At 59.7% G+C, this 15,959-nt stretch carries 15 protein-coding genes; 12 read left to right on the top strand and 3 right to left on the bottom strand.

All coding sequences use genetic code 11. The annotated features are described in order from the left end of the window. Positions 1-11: 11 nt before the first annotated feature. The 10 genes from ACIQUG_RS21060 (at position 12) to ACIQUG_RS21105 (ending at position 9,286) form a co-directional block, all read left to right on the top strand. Positions 12-842: a substrate-binding periplasmic protein gene (locus tag ACIQUG_RS21060; protein WP_402323873.1), complete on the top strand. Its 831-nt coding sequence runs from the start codon at positions 12-14 to the stop codon at positions 840-842. A gap of 63 nt (positions 843-905) precedes the next feature. Continuing rightward, positions 906-1,676, top strand: a complete 771-nt coding sequence (locus ACIQUG_RS21065) for an amino acid ABC transporter ATP-binding protein (RefSeq protein ID WP_402323874.1) — start codon at positions 906-908, stop codon at positions 1,674-1,676. A gap of 10 nt (positions 1,677-1,686) precedes the next feature. Beyond that, positions 1,687-2,355, top strand: a complete 669-nt coding sequence (locus tag ACIQUG_RS21070) for an amino acid ABC transporter permease (protein WP_402323876.1) — start codon at positions 1,687-1,689, stop codon at positions 2,353-2,355. Between the two features lie 12 nt (positions 2,356-2,367). Further along, complete coding sequence (locus tag ACIQUG_RS21075) at positions 2,368-3,033, top strand: amino acid ABC transporter permease (RefSeq protein WP_402323877.1); 666 nt, start codon at positions 2,368-2,370, stop codon at positions 3,031-3,033. Positions 3,034-3,067: 34 nt separating this feature from the next. Beyond that, complete coding sequence (gene dapA / locus ACIQUG_RS21080) at positions 3,068-3,946, top strand: 4-hydroxy-tetrahydrodipicolinate synthase (RefSeq protein WP_402323878.1); 879 nt, start codon at positions 3,068-3,070, stop codon at positions 3,944-3,946. A 65-nt stretch (positions 3,947-4,011) separates the two neighbouring features. Continuing rightward, positions 4,012-5,244 (top strand): NAD(P)/FAD-dependent oxidoreductase, encoded by a 1,233-nt coding sequence (locus ACIQUG_RS21085; RefSeq protein ID WP_402323880.1) that lies wholly within the window; start codon positions 4,012-4,014, stop codon positions 5,242-5,244. A gap of 36 nt (positions 5,245-5,280) precedes the next feature. Then, positions 5,281-6,750, top strand: coding sequence for an aldehyde dehydrogenase family protein (locus ACIQUG_RS21090; RefSeq protein WP_402323882.1), 1,470 nt, complete (start codon positions 5,281-5,283; stop codon positions 6,748-6,750). Next, positions 6,747-7,778, top strand: a complete 1,032-nt coding sequence (locus ACIQUG_RS21095; RefSeq protein WP_402323883.1) for a proline racemase family protein — start codon at positions 6,747-6,749, stop codon at positions 7,776-7,778. The genes ACIQUG_RS21090 and ACIQUG_RS21095 overlap by 4 nt, the downstream gene beginning before the upstream one ends. Further along, complete coding sequence (locus ACIQUG_RS21100) at positions 7,775-8,527, top strand: SDR family NAD(P)-dependent oxidoreductase (protein WP_402323884.1); 753 nt, start codon at positions 7,775-7,777, stop codon at positions 8,525-8,527. Before ACIQUG_RS21095 ends, ACIQUG_RS21100 begins: the two co-directional genes overlap by 4 nt. A 6-nt stretch (positions 8,528-8,533) precedes the next feature. Further along, positions 8,534-9,286, top strand: coding sequence for an SDR family NAD(P)-dependent oxidoreductase (locus ACIQUG_RS21105; RefSeq protein ID WP_402323885.1), 753 nt, complete (start codon positions 8,534-8,536; stop codon positions 9,284-9,286). A gap of 358 nt (positions 9,287-9,644) precedes the next feature. Here ACIQUG_RS21105 and ACIQUG_RS21110 read toward each other — a convergent pair whose 3' ends face one another. Both ACIQUG_RS21110 and ACIQUG_RS21115 read right to left on the bottom strand, forming a co-directional pair. Further along, positions 9,645-10,739 (bottom strand): peptidoglycan-binding protein, encoded by a 1,095-nt coding sequence (locus tag ACIQUG_RS21110; RefSeq protein ID WP_402323888.1) that lies wholly within the window; start codon positions 10,737-10,739, stop codon positions 9,645-9,647. Then, a complete protein-coding gene (locus tag ACIQUG_RS21115) occupies positions 10,736-11,413 on the bottom strand; it encodes a caspase domain-containing protein (RefSeq protein WP_402323890.1) in 678 nt (225 codons plus the stop codon). Before ACIQUG_RS21115 ends, ACIQUG_RS21110 begins: the two co-directional genes overlap by 4 nt. 531 nt (positions 11,414-11,944) lie before the next feature. On the opposite strand from ACIQUG_RS21115, the gene ACIQUG_RS21120 reads away from it, so the two are divergent. Then, positions 11,945-12,445 carry a DUF3016 domain-containing protein gene (locus ACIQUG_RS21120; RefSeq protein ID WP_402323891.1) on the top strand — a complete coding sequence of 167 codons (501 nt, stop codon included), beginning with the start codon at positions 11,945-11,947 and terminating at the stop codon, positions 12,443-12,445. A 333-nt stretch (positions 12,446-12,778) separates the two neighbouring features. Then, positions 12,779-13,678 carry a helix-turn-helix domain-containing protein gene (locus tag ACIQUG_RS21125; RefSeq protein WP_402323892.1) on the top strand — a complete coding sequence of 300 codons (900 nt, stop codon included), beginning with the start codon at positions 12,779-12,781 and terminating at the stop codon, positions 13,676-13,678. A 37-nt stretch (positions 13,679-13,715) separates the two neighbouring features. On the opposite strand, the gene ACIQUG_RS21130 is transcribed toward ACIQUG_RS21125, so the two are convergent. After that, the gene (locus ACIQUG_RS21130; RefSeq protein ID WP_402324606.1) at positions 13,716-15,857 is read right to left on the bottom strand and encodes a TonB-dependent siderophore receptor; all 2,142 of its coding nucleotides are present in this window, start codon (positions 15,855-15,857) and stop codon (positions 13,716-13,718) included. Positions 15,858-15,959: the final 102 nt, after the last annotated feature.

A 15,959-nucleotide genomic window follows, 5' to 3' on the forward strand; every position in this document is an offset into this window, starting at 1 on the left:
GGAAGATGCACATGCTCTCGAATGTGATGACGTCCGCGCTGCGGGCGACGGCGACGCTTGCCCTGATGGTCGGGCTGTCGAATACCGCTGCGGCTCAGACAGCGGAAGGATACTGGCAAGGCGTCCAGAAGAGCGGCAACTTGCGTTGCGGCGCCGCCGTCGCTCCTCCCTATGTGATGCGTGATCCGGCAACGGGTGAATACTCTGGGTTCTTCGCCGACCTGTGCCGCGAATTCGCCGACGCCCTGCAGGTAAAGCCTGAGTTCGTTGATACGACCTGGGACAACATCGTCGCGGGCCTTCAGGCAGGCAAATGGGATGTGTCGCTGGCATTGAACCGCACGCCGGCTCGCGCCATGGCCGTGCAATTTTCCATTCCCGCAATGGAGTACCAGATCTCGCTCGCCTACAATAAGGAAAACCCGAAAATACCGGCAGGCGCCGCTTCGGTCGCCGATATCGACAAGGCGGACGTTACGCTCGCCGTCATGTCCGGAACGGCCCAAGACAAGGCGATCTCCGCTGCGGTCAAGACCGCGACGATCCTGCGGTTGCCGACCAACGACGAGACCCGCCTTGCGGTCGTTTCGCGACGCGCTGATATTCTCGTCGACGCTTCCGATACCAACCAGCTTTTCACCCAGTCGAACCCGGATTGGGCAGTCGCTCTTAACCCCAAGCCGGCGCTCGCAAAGCAGGGTGTCGCCTTCGGCCTGCCGCTTCAGCTTTCAGCCTCGGACGTCGAAGTGGTCAACATCTTCCTCGAGGAGCGGGTCGCGACCGGCCACGTGGATGCGCTGATCAAGAAAGCCGTGGACGACGTACTCAAGGCCGGCAACTAGGCCCTGGCGGGGCCGCCTTGAGGGCGGCTCCGTGCCCTGTCCCCGAGGAGGAGAGTTTGGACGATGTCGGATACCGCTCCGCTGGTTAAGATCGAAGGACTGCACAAGAGCTACGGCGGCGTCGTGAAGGTGCTGCAGGGCCTAGATATTCAGATGAAGGCGGGCGACCGCGTCGTTGTCATAGGCCCTTCCGGTGGTGGGAAGTCCACACTTCTCAGGGTGTTGATGGGGCTTGAACAGATTGATCGTGGCGCCGTCGCCTTCGGCGGCAAGCCCTATATCTCTGCGAACGGCAAAGGCAAAACTTCGATCGATGCAAAGGTTCGACGCTCGATCGGCATGGTGTTCCAGCACTACACGCTGTTTCCACATCTCGATGTCATCGGCAACCTCATCCTCGCCCCTATGAAGGTAAGGGGAGAGAAGAAGGCCGAAGCTCAGGCAAGGGCGATGGCGCTGCTCACGCGGTTCGGTCTGGCACAAAAGGCAAATTTCTATCCGGCACAGCTCTCCGGCGGTCAAAAACAGCGTGTCGCCATTGCCCGTGCCCTGATGCTCGATCCGAAGCTGATGCTTTTCGATGAAGTCACGTCGGCGCTCGATCCGGAACTTGTGGCCGAGGTCGAACAGGTGATCCTGCAGCTCGCCCAGCAGCAGATGCCGATGGTCATCGTGACCCACGATATGTGGTTTGCCAAGAACATCGCGTCTCGGGTGATCTTCTGTGCCGGTGGCGTCGTCGTCGAAGACGGTCCGCCCGAGCAGGTGCTTGGCTCCCCCAAGGAAGAGCGCACGCGAGAGTTCATCGAACGGGTCTTCCACATCAAACACTGAGGGACGGACCATGAATTACAACTTCGATTTCGCGTCTGTCGTTCGTAACTTCGGACCGTTGTGGGATGGCCTTTTCGTCACGATCCAACTGACCATTGCGGCCAACCTGATCGGCCTTAGTCTTGGTTTCGTCTTGGCGTTGCTCGCCATGAGCCGTTGGGCGGCAGTCCGCCTGCCGATTACGCTCTTCATCGAGTTTTTCCGCTGTACGCCGGCGATCATTCAGATCGTCTGGTTCTTCTATTGCGTCCCGATGCTGTTCAACGTGTTCCTCGGGTCGACCACGATGGGCATCATGGCGCTCGGTCTCAACCTCGCGGCGTTCAACGCGGAAGCCTACCGCGCCTCGATCCAGGCAGTTCCAAGAGAACAGCTGGATGCCGGTGTGGCCCTCGGCCTCACGCCGTTTCAGCGTATCCTCTACATCGTGCTGCCGACTGCCGTGCGAAACTCGATCCCGGTCTTGCTCACCAACGGGATCGGCATCTTCCAGCAGAGCGCCTTGGTCGCCATCGTCGCAGTTCAGGACCTGATGTACCAGGGCAAAACCTTGGCCACGCAGACCTACCGTCCGATCGAGACCTTTACCATCGTCGCGCTCTTCTATTTCGCCGTCTCGTTCCCGGTTTCCCAGATCGTCGGCTATCTCGAACGCCGCCGCGAAGCCTTGGCAAGCTGAGGATACGGACCCATGACCTTCAATTTTGCCATCGTGCTCAAGTTCCAGGAGGCCCTCCTTCTCGGCCTTTGGACCACGCTCAAGTTGACGCTGATCTGCATCGTGCTCGGTTGCGTACTCGGCTTCCTGCTGGCGCTTGCCCGGACATCGAAAAGTTCGATCCTGCGCGGCGTATCCGGTGTTTACGTAGAGTTCTTTCGCGGCACGCCCGTGCTCGTTCAGCTGTTCTGGATCTTCTATTGCCTGCCGCTGATCCTCGGCGTTGAACTTTCCAACATGGCATCCGGGATCATCGCTTTAACGCTCTATATGGGCGCGATCAGCAGCGAGACCTTCCGTGCATCGCTCAAGTCCGTTGGCCGCGAGCAACTGGACGCCTGCGTGGCGCTGGGCTTGTCACCCTGGGCACGCACAACCAGCGTTGTGTTGCCGCAAGCCGTGTTGCGAGCCGCACCGACGCTGCTGTCGAACTGCGTCAGCCTGTTCAAGGAAAGCGCGCTCGTTTCGGCTGTCGGCATGGCGGATCTGATGTTCGTCGGCCAGAACATTTCCAACAACACGGCTCGCCCCATCGAGGTGCTGACTGTCGTCGCTCTCATCTACTTCGTCATCGCCTTCCCGCTGACGCGTGCTGTCACGATCATCGAACAACGCATCCTCAAGCGGCTGGCTGTCTGAGCCGCCGCCCCACGAAACCCGAATGGAGAATCCAATGAAACTCACAGGCGTCATGCCCGCCCTCGTTACCCCCTTCGATGCCAACGGTCAGATCGATTTTAAGGCCTTTGAAAAGCTGCTTGTCCATCTGCGCGAAGCTGGAGTGACCGGCTGGGTGCCGAACGGGTCCACCGGGGAATATTTCAGCCAATCGACGGAAGAGCGCCGCGACGTGCTCCAGTTCGTCAAGGATTTTGCCAAGCCCGGTGAAATCCTCATCGCCGGCACCAACGCGTCGGCGACCCGTGAAGTGATCGAACAAACGGCGATGGCCAGGGAGATTGGCTACGACACCGTTCTTCTCGCTCCGCCCTTCTATACCCGTCCAACGCAGGAAGAACTCATCAGGCACTACGAGACTGTCCTGGCCGCCGTCGACGTCAACCTGGTGCTCTACAGCTATCCCGCCAAAGACGGGTCCGACATCAGCTTCGAACTCATGGATAATTTTGCCGATAACCCACGCGTCATCGGCATCAAGGAAAGCTCGGGCGTGCTTCAGCGCGCAATCCACATTGCCAGCCGATACGAAGGCAAGATCCAGCTGGTCAGCGGCTCGGACGACATTGCGCTGGATTTCATGTTTTGGGGCGCAGAAAGCTGGATTTGCGGTCCGTCCAACTGCATGGCCAAGGCCTGCTGCGATCTGGACCGAGCCTACAAGTCGGGCGACCTTGGCAAGGCCCGCGAGATGATGAAGACCCTCTACCGGGCGATGAACATCCTCGAATCCGGCAAGTTCGTACAGAAGATCAAGTATGGCTGCGAGTTGCAGGGTCTGCCGGTCGGCGAATGCCGGTCACCGCTCGGTTCGCTCACGATTGAGGAAAAGGCCGAATTCCGTGCTGCCATGGAACCGATCCTGAATTGGTAAGCCGCAATGGCCGGGCGCAAGCGGCGCCCGGCCGAACTTGAATCTCAATTGGAGCAAGGACACTCATGACTACCGTGGTTGTCGGCGCAGGGATCATCGGCACGGCCGTCGCCTACGAGCTGCAAAAGCGCGGGCGACAAGTCGTTTTGCTCGACAAGGGCGAGGTTGGGCGCGGCGCATCCTATGGAAACATGGCCTCGATTGCCGTGACGGAATTCATGCCGGCCTCTCGCCCGTCGATCTGGAAGCAGATCCCAGGCTGGATGCTCGATCCCGAAGGGCCGGTGCGTGTTCGCCCTGCCTACATGCCGAAGCTTATTCCATGGTTTGCGCGCTTTGTCGCCGCGTCACGACCCGGCAAGCTGCGTCAGCTTGAGGCCGACGGCGCAGCGCTTTGCAAGCGGGTGTACGATGACCTTCTGCCTCTGCTGCGGGAAACGGGTCTGGAAGGTGAGCTGACGGAAGAGGGCTGCCTTTCGCTTTACAGCAACGAAGCAGAGTTCCACACAGACCGCGAGCATATCGATATTCTGGAACGCTTCGGCTTTCCGCACCGGCGTCTGACAGGTTCGCAGGCGCGGGAGCTCGAACCGGAACTATCAGATAGTATTGGCCTTGCCGTCCTCTTTCCCCACAACCGCAGCCTGCGCGACCCGTTCCGCCTGGTAACCAGCCTGGCGCAGCGGTTCACCGCCCTTGGGGGCGAAATCCGCCGCGGAGCGGTTGGCGGTTTTGACCGCTCCGACCGGGTCACCGGCGTTCGTCTGGTCGCGGGCGACCCGATTGCTGCCGATGAAGTCGTGGTGGCCGCGGGGGCCTATAGCGCTCGTCTCTCTAAGGCGCTCGGAGAGCCCATGCCGCTCGAAACCGAACGCGGCTATCACACACAAATCATGGCACCAGGCATTTCGATGCGCCATTCGATCATTTGGCCCGCGCGCGCCTTTATGGTGACACCAACAGCCGGGGGCATTCGGGTTGGCGGCACGGTTGAGATGGCAGGTCTCGATGCCGCGCCCGATTATCGCCGCTCGAAGATCACTGTTCGTCGGGCGCAGACGGCATTGCCAAACCTGCAATGCGAGGACTTTTCCGAGTGGATGGGCCACCGCCCGGCTTTCCCGGATACCGTGCCAGTGATGTCCGCTTCGGCGAAGACGCCTGGCGTCTTCTACGCCACCGGCCACGGCCATCTGGGTGTCACCTATGCAGCGACGACCGCACGGCTGATGGGAGACCTGATTACCGGCGTCACCCCGCCCATCGACATGCGCCCCTATCGCGTCGACCGCTTCTAACGGCGGACGCTCAAACGCATCACATGTGAGGACACTATGCAGAACAAGCTTTTCATCGATGGCCACTGGGTAGTCCCGACCGACGGAGCCACGCTTCCGGTGATCGATCCGGCGACGGAAGAGGTCTTTCACCACATTGCCGCTGGGGGTGTTGAAGACGCCGAGGTCGCGGTTAAGGCGGCGCGTGAAGCTTTCGACAATGGACCCTGGCCGCGGCTTTCTGGCAAGGAACGGGCGGAATATCTCCGTGCAATGGCGCAAGGCATTCGTGACAGGCTGCCCGAACTGGCGCGTATGGAGACACGCGACAACGGCAAGCCGATCCCTGAGTCGGAATGGGATCTGACGGACGCGGCCGGCTGCTTCGATTTTTACGCCGATCTTGCCGAAGAATTGGATGGCGAGGTCGAGCAAGTAAAGCTTGCTGACGCACGCTTCGTCTCGAAGGCCGTGCGCGAGCCGCTCGGCGTTGCCGTCGCAATCGTTCCCTGGAACTATCCGCTTCTCATGGCCTCATGGAAAGTCGCACCGGCTCTTGCAGCTGGCTGCACCATGATCCTGAAACCCGCCGAAACCACGTCACTGACGGCACTGGAGCTGGGCGCGATCGCTGAAGCCGCGGGCCTTCCCAAAGGGGTGCTGAACATTGTCTCCGGCAAGGGCTCGGTAGTGGGTCAGGCTCTCGTAGAGCATCCGCAGGTGGACAAGGTCGCCTTTACCGGTTCGGGTCCGGTCGGCTCGCGGATCATGGCTGCCGGCGCCAAGGACGTCAAACGCATCAGCCTGGAACTCGGCGGCAAATCGCCCTTCGTGGTCTTCGCAGACAGCGACATCGAAAAAGCCGTCGAATGGATCATGTTCGGCATCTTCTGGAACCAGGGCCAGGTCTGCTCGGCCACGTCGCGGGTCCTCGTGGAAGCGCCCCTCTATCCAAAGCTGTTGGAGCGGCTGATTGACGAAGCCAAGAAGATAAAGATGGGTAACGGCCTCGACGCAGGCACGCTGCTCGGCCCCCTTGTCAACAAGGGACAGTATGAGGATGTTCTTCGCCACATCGACCGCGCGATCGAACAGGGGGCGACTGTTGCCTGTGGCGGCAAGTACGACGGTTTCGAGAAGGGCTTCTGGGTCGCCCCGACGATCCTGACCGATATGGCGCTCGACAGCGACGCCTGGGTTGAAGAAATCTTCGGGCCCGTCGTCTGCATCCGTCCCTTTGAAACCGAAAAAGAAGCGATCGACCTCGCCAACGATAGTCGCTTCGGCCTCGCAGCAGCGGTTATGTCAGCTGACGACGAGCGCTGCGAACGTGTCGCCAGCGCGTTTCGCGCCGGGATAGTCTGGATCAACTGCTCGCAGCCGACGTTCACCGAAGCTCCGTGGGGCGGCTACAAGCAATCCGGCATCGGCCGCGAGCTCGGCCGCTGGGGGCTCGACAACTATCTGGAGACAAAGCAGATCACCCGTCTGACCAGCGACGAGCCGTGGGGATGGTATCTGAAATGACCTTCGACAACACGCTCGACATCCTGCTTGTCCATTGCCAGGGCGAAAGTGGCAATGTGCTCATCAGTGGTGCGCCCGACATTCCGGGCGCGACCATCCTCGACAAGATGAACCATCTGAACAACGTAGACCCGTCGTTGCGCTTGTTCCTGACGCGCGAGCCGAGGGCGCAGGTCGTCCACACCACCAATTTGCTTCTGCCTTCGACCCGACCGGACGCCGACGCGGCCTTCATCGTGTTGCAGCCGGATCGCGCACATCCCATGTCCGGCTCCAACTGCATCTGTGTGGTGACCGCGCTCCTGGAGACCGGCCGTGTTGCCATGACCGAGCCGGAAACGATCGTCCGGCTGGATACGGCAGCTGGGTTGATCGTCGCGAGGGCGCGCTGCGACAACGGTCGTTGCCACTCGGTCAGCCTCGACAATGTGCCGGCCTTCGTGCAGCAGCTCGACGTTGTGATCGACACCCCGAAATGGGGGAGTGTCAAGGCCGACGTCGCCTTTGGTGGCGTCTTCTACGCACAGATCGACGTCGATCAGGTGGGCTTGCGCATCGAGCCGGAAGCCGCTCGTGCGCTTGCGGAAGCAGGAATGGAGATCAAGTCGCTGTTGGCTGAGCGGGTTACAGTGAACCACCCGGAAGTTCCGAGCCTGAACGAGATCGCCTATGTGATGTTCCGCGACTATCGACCCGACGGTTCGGTCATTACATGCACAACGCTCAAACCCGGCCGAGTGGATCGCTCGCCCTGCGGAACCGGGTCTTCAGCCAACTTGGCAATCCTTCATGCGCGAGGACAGGCACGGGCGGGCGACGTGCGTGTTTCCCGCAGCATCATTGGCGGCAGCTTCACCGCCGAAATCCTCGGTGAGACCACGGTCGGAGACCGCCCTGCAGTTCTGCCACGCATCACCGGCCGGGGCTACGTCTTTGGGCGGCAGCAATTGCGCCTCGATCCGCAGGACCCTTTTGCACAAGGCTTTGCTATGTCGGACACCTGGGGTCCGCAGGTGGGTGAACTATGAAACTTGTCGGACAATCCATTCTCGTCACCGGTGCGACGGGTGCCATTGGACAGGCAATCTGCCGTGCTCTGGCAGCCGATGGAGCCGATGTCGTCATCCACTATGGCCGCAATCGCGATGCAGCCGAGACACTCCTGAAAACGCTTGAGGGCAAGGGCTGGCTCGTAGCGGCTGATCTGTCGGACCCGGCTGGCCCGCAATCACTCTGGGACCAGGCGGTCGCTTCTGCGGGAAAGCTCACGGGTCTCGTCAACAATGCCGGCATCCGCTCCGAAGTGCCGATCGACGCGCCGATAGACGAATGGCAGCGCGTCTGGAACCGTGAGATGCGGGTCAATTTTCTGTCGGCGGTCGATCTGTCGAAGCTTGCCATCCAGTACTTTAGGGACAACGGCGGCGGTAGGATCATCAACATGGCGAGCCGCGCGGGACAGCGGGGCTACACTTCCAGCGCCATGGCCTACGGCGCGTCGAAGGCGGCCTTGATCAACCTCACCAAATCCATTGCGCAAAGCCATGGACATGAAGGCGTGACCGCAGTTGCCCTGGCGCCCGGCTGGGTGCGTACCGAAATGGCCGAAGCTTACATTGCCGAACACGGCGAAGCAGCGGCTGTGGCAGGCATCCCCATCGCCATGATGGCCGCGCCTGATGAAATTGGCGAAATCACCGCCTTTGCCTTTCGTCCCTCACAAGCATCCTTGAATGGTGCCGTGCTCGACGTGAACGGCGGCAGCTACATGAGGTAATTCGCTATGCGTTTTGAGAACAAAGTTGTCGTTGTCACCGGAGCCGCGGGCGGTATCGGAGGGGCTATCAGCGCCCGCTTTGCCGCTGAGGGTGCTCGAGTTATCGTCACGGACATGAACGGCGAAGGCGCCGAGGCGACGGTCGCACAGATTGCGGCCGAGGGCGGCAAAGCCCGAGCAATCGCCAGTAACATCTCGACCGTCGAAGGCTGCCAAGCCATCGTGAGCAACGTCATCGCGGCGGAGGGACGCGTCGATGTGCTCTGCAACAACGCCGGTATCAACCGCCGCGGCAATCTGCTTTCCCTGACGCCCGAGGATTGGCGGCTGAGCTTTGCTGTCAATGTGGACGCGATGTTCCACCTGTGCCAAGCGGCACTACCCCACATGATCGAGGCAGGCGGCGGCGCGATCGTCAACACGGCCTCCCAGTGGGGGCTTTATCCCGCTCCCAACCACATCGCCTACAATGTGACAAAGGCCGCAGTGGCCAGCTTCACCCAAAACCTTGCGCGCGATTACGCGCCGAACAAGATTCGCGTTAATGCGGTCTGCCCGGGCGAAATCCATACACCAATGCTGGAAGCCGGGGTTAAGCGATCAGGCCGCACGATCGCTGACCTGGACAAGCTCGTGCCTTTCGGCCGCATCGGCAAGCCTGAGGAGGTCGCAGCCCTGGTTGCGTTCCTAGCATCTGACGAGGCTGCATTCATGTGTGGTTCACTGGTGGAAATTACTGGCGCGCAGGCGGTGGCTTGACTTCGCTTGGCTGTCTTTTTGGACGGGCCACTGTTCGATAGTTTCCTGGCTTTGTATTGATCTAGGACGAGTGAGTAACGCGCGAGCGCATCTAGAAAACATTAGAGACGTCTTAGCGAGCTTTCCAACAATTGGTTGAGAGGCGAAGGCCTGCTAGCCCTTTTCACCCGGTGTTTCCTTTTTGTGCGTCTAGGATCGCATAATGTATCGACTGGAGCACCTCTGCTAACAGCAAGCGCAGCCAAGAGGCTAGAAATCATTTTTCCAAGGAATTTCTCTGTTCCGCAAACAGTTGAACGCTATCTTGAAGCGACGCGCGGCGCCGTAGCGCACAGAGCGACTATGCGAGGCGTTGCAATCAATCGAATTCGATGACGAAACTATGGGTGGAATCCGTCGGCGGCATATCCGCCCAGGTCTCCAGCCGCACCGACTTCATATCGTGTTTTCCTTCAATACCCACGAAGTACATGCCGACGTCATCGCCTGGATTGTCTTCGTTCGGCGAACCTTCCAGCCACTTTGTGAATGTCAGTGCCTCACCGGTGATCCAACGCCAGCCGGCCCTCGGTTCACGACCGCTTTCATCTTGGACCAAACCGATCCAGGGGCCAAACTTGTGAGAATACCCGTCGTTGAAGTTGATGAAGAAGAAGCGATCCTCCTTGCTGATTAGCGAAGTTATGAAATCATTCTCCTCCTTCGAGCCGATTGTGGCGAGGTGACCGCCGCAGCGCTTCGCGGCCATATTCGCTGAGTTCCATGTTCCCCATTGCGCCTGTATCACCAAGTACATGTGGCCCCTAAACGAGCCGTAGACCTTCTCCTGCCATGGGTCGCAGTCAATGGCCTTCCAGACGCGCTGATCGGTTTCGAGGCCGACAAAATCCTTCGGTCGATACCGCCGCGCTTTGGGCGAAGAATAAAGACCGTCGGCAGCACTGACCACATTGATGCCAAGCGCCTTGGCGGTCGATTCACCGAAGTAGCCCGTTTCGGTAAGTCCGACGGATCTCTGGTAGTTAGTTATGGCCCTTCGGGTCTGCGCACCGAACATGCCGTCGGCGCTTCCCGTGTCGTAGCCCTTCGCGGCAAGGGCCAGCTGGATCTCGGTTCTCTTGGCCCTGTCAGGGACAAGTTCGTTTTCGCGTTCCTGCGGCGTTGACGACGACGGGGAAGAAGCTGCGTCAGGTTGCATCACCGCCAGCATCTGCCTGGCGACATCGGCGCTTTCTCCATCGCGATGCTTCGCCAGAAAGAACGTCCATATACGGGGGGTATTGATCCGCAGGGCTTTCTGAAAGTCTAACTCGGCCGCCACTGTTTTCGAATCTGTCACCGGGGCGGCAACTGGTGCCTTCTCTGACTGTTGCAAGGCAGGCCCGAAATAGAACTCGAGCGAGAGCGAAGACAGGATCTGCGGCGATTGCTTGCCGGCGGTCGCGTCTCTCACGTCGCGGATGACGCGCTTGAACGCTGTGCCAATCTCAAGGCCTGGGCTCGCCAGGTGGTTGACGAGCGCCGCGGTGAAGGGGGGTTCTCGCCGCGTCCATCAGATGCGACTTGTCCGGGTGCGGCTGCAAAGGCAACCATGGTGCCGGCGCTTTCCGTCTCAATCGGCGCCAGTCCCCGCGTCGCAAGGCTTCGGGTTGCACCTTCGATTTCTTCGTTGAGCCGGTTGGCGAGCGGATTGTTGCGGCAGGCATCCAGAAAGATGAGCGCGATCTTTGCCTTCGTCTCGATCGCGCGGACCACATCGGCAAGTGCGAGTGTCTCGGCATGAACATCGAATTCGTTGGCAAGCTTGGCGTTGGTGGCGACCAGATAGTTTTCGCCGCGAAGCTGCATGCCGTGTCCGGCATTGTAGAAAAGCGCCACGTCGTTGGCAGCTATCCTGCGCGAAAAGCTCGAGACCGCTTCGGCCAACTGGCTGCGGTTCGCGTCGACAACGATCTCAGCATCAAATCCTTGGGAGGAGAGGAACGCTCCAAACGCGCGCGCATCGCGAGACGCGTTTGGAAGCGACCCCGCGGCTTCGTATGTCGAGTTTCCAATGACGAGCGCCAGGCGCCGACCGCTTTCGGCTGCAAACGCATCAGTGGACGCGATCAGAGTCAGTGCGAGCATGGATAACCATGAAAACCACATTCGCACCGTGCTCGCCTCTCCCTAAGGCCGTCACAGAATCGAACGCTTGAGATCGCTTGAATATTCCCCGCAACCGGCGGACCGAGGTATTCGCTTCAATGCTGCTGTTCGATAAGCATATTAGCAATCGCTGTTCTTTGGGCAAGAAGCAGCATCAAGATTGTCTGACACCACGATCCGGACAGTTCCCAAGGTTGCCTCAAGCTGCTGCCCCACGCCCACCTTGCACGAGAGCCCGGTGGAGAAAGGTGCGGCTGCCATTTCATTGCGTCCTGTGGGCCAAGCCAAGGGAACAAGCGCGCTTCAACTTCTCCTGGGCAGTCCGCAGGTGATTGACCCTTAGTCGGTGCAGGTCTCGATCCGAGGTCTTCGCAAGCGATTTAAAGTTCGCGATGGGCGTGCCATCCCTGCGACGAAGCTTGCTTGCGTCACACGATGTCTGTTGCGCACTTTAAGCCCTTGTGGCGACGGGTTTTCGGCCTACATTTTTGCTGATCGATGGAGGCTGACATGCGCTTTGCAACCCGCTTTGCCTTTGCCGTAACTGTTGCACTGCTCCTTGGCAGCACCGCGAACGCGTCCGTTTCCGTCGACTTCGTGCGCCCGGAGAAATTCGGGGATCCCGACTTCCGCAGCTCCAGCGAGCGCAATCGCCTCATCGCGGAGTTCCGTAGCTACTTCGAAAGGCTCGCGGGTCGCTACTTGAAGAAGGGGCAGGTGCTTCGGATCGACGTCCTCGATATTAGGCTAGCCGGTCAGTACGAGCCATGGCGACCCTATTTCGATGACGTGCGCATTCTTCGCGATTCGACCCCGCCGAGGTTCAAGTTGCGGTACAAGCTAACTGAAGGGGGACGGGAATTGGCTCGGGGAGAAGAGGTGGTAAGTGACCTGAACTATCTCTGGAGCTCGTCAGGCCGTTCCGCGATGGAGAGGCACCCTTACGAAAAGGAAATGCTGCGCGACTGGTTCCGCAAGCGTTTCGTCAAGCTTCAGCCCGCGAGACAGTGATGCCGGCCGCCATCCTGTACGGGGCTCGCATGCGGTCGGCGGAAACCTTTTAAACCAACCGTCACCTGCACGACGCCCTTGCGGCCAGGAATTACTGCGTGACGCTCAACGAGTACGCTGGCGACCATGACTATCTGATCTGGCGCGGTGCGATTTCCGACGGGCTGGACATCCTGTTCGGACATTACACCAGAGTGGGAAGCCCGGCTTGCCACATCCAGTTAAATATGACAATGAGAGTCAACTTACGATTTGAGGTGACGTGGTCAGCGACAGGGCATTTCCCTGCCCGTGAAAGCATCCGACACCTGAAGAGGAAGAGCTGATCAAAAAATGGGCTTCTGGCATTCAATGTCCTGGAGAACCGAAGGCATCCGGGTCACGGCACCAGTCCAATGGCGCCAGTATGATGGGATGGTCAGCGTTCTGTGGGAAGCGGAAAGCCAGGCCGGTGCCAGCGGCTATTACCTCGCGGACGATCCGCGCATCATGTTCTTCTTCAACGACGTCTCGCCGAACGTTCGCATCTCCAACCTCGATAACGATCTCACGAGGAATTCGCGCCCCATGGCGCGCGCCGTGTATGTTCCGGCCGGTATCCCCTTGTGGACGGGCAGCCGGAGGGCACACAGCTTCTCCCACCTCAACCTGCACCTGCACAAGGATCGGGTGTTGCGCTATCTGACTCCATCGGTCGGGAGTTCTTTAGCGCAGACGGCGTTGCGCCGCCCGGTCGAGCTTCAGAACGTGGCGGCAATCGACGCGTTGGCGAGACTGCTGGCCGACGAGATCAGGAACCCCTCCAAGCATGAAGTCTTTGCCGAGAGCCTGATAGGAAGCATCGTCGCCGGGCTTCTGGATATTCCAGCCAATCGTGAGGAAAGGGCCGACGGCAGGCTCACGCAGGCGCAAATGAACCGGCTCGTCTCGCATGTCGACGCGCTTGGCGATCATCGCATGTCCGTCGCTGATATGGCTGCCGTCGTTGGTCTTTCGGAAAGCTGGTTTGCGAATGTCTTCAAGCAAACAACCGGTACCACTCCCTGGCAGTGGCAGCTTTCAAAGCGTATCGAGCTATCGAAGCAGTTGCTCGGCGAAAGTGATCTTCCGGTTGCCAGCATCGCCGCCCAGCTCGGCTTTTCCGATCAGGCGCATCTGACGAAAGTCTTCCGCCAGATCGTTGGCGAAACGCCGGCGGCTTGGCGGCGGATGCGGCAATTCGGGCAGTCGTGAGGATCCCGCCCGGCATATCGCGGGCGGGACGACACCTCTACCAAGTCTGGCGCAGCGTCGCGAGAATGCTGCGTCCCGGATTGTAGTACACCGCACCGGTATCCTTGCTCGCTACGTGTTTCTCGTCGAACACATTGTTGACGTTCAGCTGGAAGGTCGTGTTTTCCTGGACCTTGTAAGTGAAGGCCGCGTCAAACACGACTGCGCTGTCCGATGACGTCGTGTTGGTGATGTTTGTGTAGTACGCGTCCGTATAGCGAGCCCCGAGCCCGAACATCATGTCGCCCCGCGCGCCTTCGCCTTCCAGCGTGTAGGTACCCCATACCGAAGCGATGTTCTTGGGAACGCGCATCAAGCGGTTGCCGTCATTGGCGCCGCCGGGTTCTTCAATCTTGGAATCGATGTAGCTATACGCGGCAATCACGCTGATATTGTCTGTCAGCTCTGCCTTGGCTTCGAGTTCGAAGCCGCGATGTCGAACCTTGTCGACCGTTTGCGGCAGATAGGTGACCTGGTCGAAGACGGTGATGTTGCCCTTCGTCAGATCGTAGACAGATGCTGTGAACAGAGCCGGAAACGCGTCCGGGCGATACTTGATGCCGACTTCGTACTGCTTTCCCGTCGTCGGATCGCTGCCCACAGCGGGCGGTGCCGCCGACTCAGCGTAGCTGATATAGGGAGCTAGCTCCTCGGTGATCTTGTAGCTTGCACCAACGCGTGTTGTGAATTCGCTATGGTTGCCACTCCGAGTGGTTCCTGCAAGCACGTTTGTCTCGCTCAGATCCAGCCAATCGTTGCGCAAGCCGACGCTGACCGTCAGCTTGTCGAAGAAGGTCAAGTCCTGCTGAAGATAGATGGCGTTGGTCTGCTGGTCATTCTTGGTCTTGGCATAGGGGGACATCGCGCCTGGACCACCCGAATAAACAGGGTTTTCCCAATCGATAGACGGTGCCGGCGTATAGAAATTGGCGCTGTCGGCAGAGTATTTGTTGTAGTCGGCGCCGAACAGAGTGCGGCTTTCGACATTGTCGAAACCCGCCTCGTACATGAGGTGCGCGTCGATGACGAATTGTTCGGTCGATTTGTCGTTTCCGAAGAAATAGCGGCCGGCCACGGTCGATCCGTTGGTCGGTGTGCTGCCGATATAGGCGCTTCCGAACCCGTCGTTCAGGTTGCTGTAGCGCGCATTGGAGCTGAAACTGAGGCCATTGCCGAAATCGTGGTCGAACAGGATGCTGTAGCTGTTGCGGTTCGTTTCGGTGAAATAATAGTCCGGCTCGCCGAAAAACGTGTCCCTGTCGAAATCGGTACCGAGCGGATGGCCGCCGCTACCGGGCACGCCATCCTTGTCGAGATGATCGAAGACAAATGTCAGGCTCGTGGCGTCGGTGGGGCGCCAGGTCAGGCCGCCCATGATGAAGTTCTCGTCATCCTGGGAATAGTCGTACTCAGCATCCGAGCGCTGAAACTTGCCGGTCAGGCGATAGGACAGTGTGTCGTCCGCGGTGAGGTTATCACCGAAATCGAAACCCAGCTCCTTGTGCGCGAACGAGCCGCCCGTGCCGTAGACCTCACCGAAACGATCGCTCTTCGGTGTCTTCGTGACATAGTTGACCGATCCGCCCGGCTCCGCCGCCCCGAAGCTCGAGGAACTCGCGCCCTTCAATACCTCGATGCGTTCGAACGCGTAGGGTTCTTCCCGAACCCCGGCAAAAGTCCTGCCGATGGCCAGGCCGTCGCGATAGGTGTACGGCGTGAAACCGCGAATGTCGAAGTAGTCAAAGCGGTCGTCCGAGCCATAGAAGTCGGTCACCACGCCGGCCGTGTACTGCACCACCTGCTCGACCGTGTCTGCGCCGCGCTCTTCAATTTCCTTGGAGGTAATGACGGAAACCGACGCGGGCGCGACAAGGATATCGGTCGGCATCTTGCCGACGCCGGTCGTCTCAGTCGCAACGATCGATTTGGAATCGTCGTCGGTGTTCAGCACGCTGCCGCCACGAGCACTTTCGGCGACAATCTTCTCCAGCACCGTTGCCTCGCCTTGCGTGTCTGCCTGCTGAGCAAACGACAGGGCAGGCGCCAAGGCAAAGAGTGTCGTGCAGCCGAGCAGAAGCGCGTTGCGGTAGCGGATCGGCGCCCGCTTCGGGCTGCGGCTTATCTGAATATCCATGTCCATTTTCCAATTGACGTAAACGCTGTAGTGATTTGCCTCATGAATGCCGTTGAGGTCGCCGAACCGCATCGCGTCTTGCCGTCCAGTGCGCAGCCAAGCCGCGCC

It is taken from the genome of Ensifer sp. NPDC090286, assembly GCF_044769565.1.
GTDB lineage: Bacteria > Pseudomonadota > Alphaproteobacteria > Rhizobiales > Rhizobiaceae > Ensifer.

Coding starts and splice junctions, on each gene's coding strand:
- ACIQUG_RS21060 (WP_402323873.1), top strand. CDS start 12: ATGCTCTCGAATGTGATGACGTCCGCGCTGCGGGCGACGGCGACGCTT.
- ACIQUG_RS21065 (WP_402323874.1), top strand. CDS start 906: ATGTCGGATACCGCTCCGCTGGTTAAGATCGAAGGACTGCACAAGAGC.
- ACIQUG_RS21070 (WP_402323876.1), top strand. CDS start 1,687: ATGAATTACAACTTCGATTTCGCGTCTGTCGTTCGTAACTTCGGACCG.
- ACIQUG_RS21075 (WP_402323877.1), top strand. CDS start 2,368: ATGACCTTCAATTTTGCCATCGTGCTCAAGTTCCAGGAGGCCCTCCTT.
- dapA (WP_402323878.1), top strand. CDS start 3,068: ATGAAACTCACAGGCGTCATGCCCGCCCTCGTTACCCCCTTCGATGCC.
- ACIQUG_RS21085 (WP_402323880.1), top strand. CDS start 4,012: ATGACTACCGTGGTTGTCGGCGCAGGGATCATCGGCACGGCCGTCGCC.
- ACIQUG_RS21090 (WP_402323882.1), top strand. CDS start 5,281: ATGCAGAACAAGCTTTTCATCGATGGCCACTGGGTAGTCCCGACCGAC.
- ACIQUG_RS21095 (WP_402323883.1), top strand. CDS start 6,747: ATGACCTTCGACAACACGCTCGACATCCTGCTTGTCCATTGCCAGGGC.
- ACIQUG_RS21100 (WP_402323884.1), top strand. CDS start 7,775: ATGAAACTTGTCGGACAATCCATTCTCGTCACCGGTGCGACGGGTGCC.
- ACIQUG_RS21105 (WP_402323885.1), top strand. CDS start 8,534: ATGCGTTTTGAGAACAAAGTTGTCGTTGTCACCGGAGCCGCGGGCGGT.
- ACIQUG_RS21115 (WP_402323890.1), bottom strand. CDS start 11,413: ATGCTCGCACTGACTCTGATCGCGTCCACTGATGCGTTTGCAGCCGAA.
- ACIQUG_RS21120 (WP_402323891.1), top strand. CDS start 11,945: ATGCGCTTTGCAACCCGCTTTGCCTTTGCCGTAACTGTTGCACTGCTC.
- ACIQUG_RS21125 (WP_402323892.1), top strand. CDS start 12,779: ATGGGCTTCTGGCATTCAATGTCCTGGAGAACCGAAGGCATCCGGGTC.
- ACIQUG_RS21130 (WP_402324606.1), bottom strand. CDS start 15,857: ATGGACATGGATATTCAGATAAGCCGCAGCCCGAAGCGGGCGCCGATC.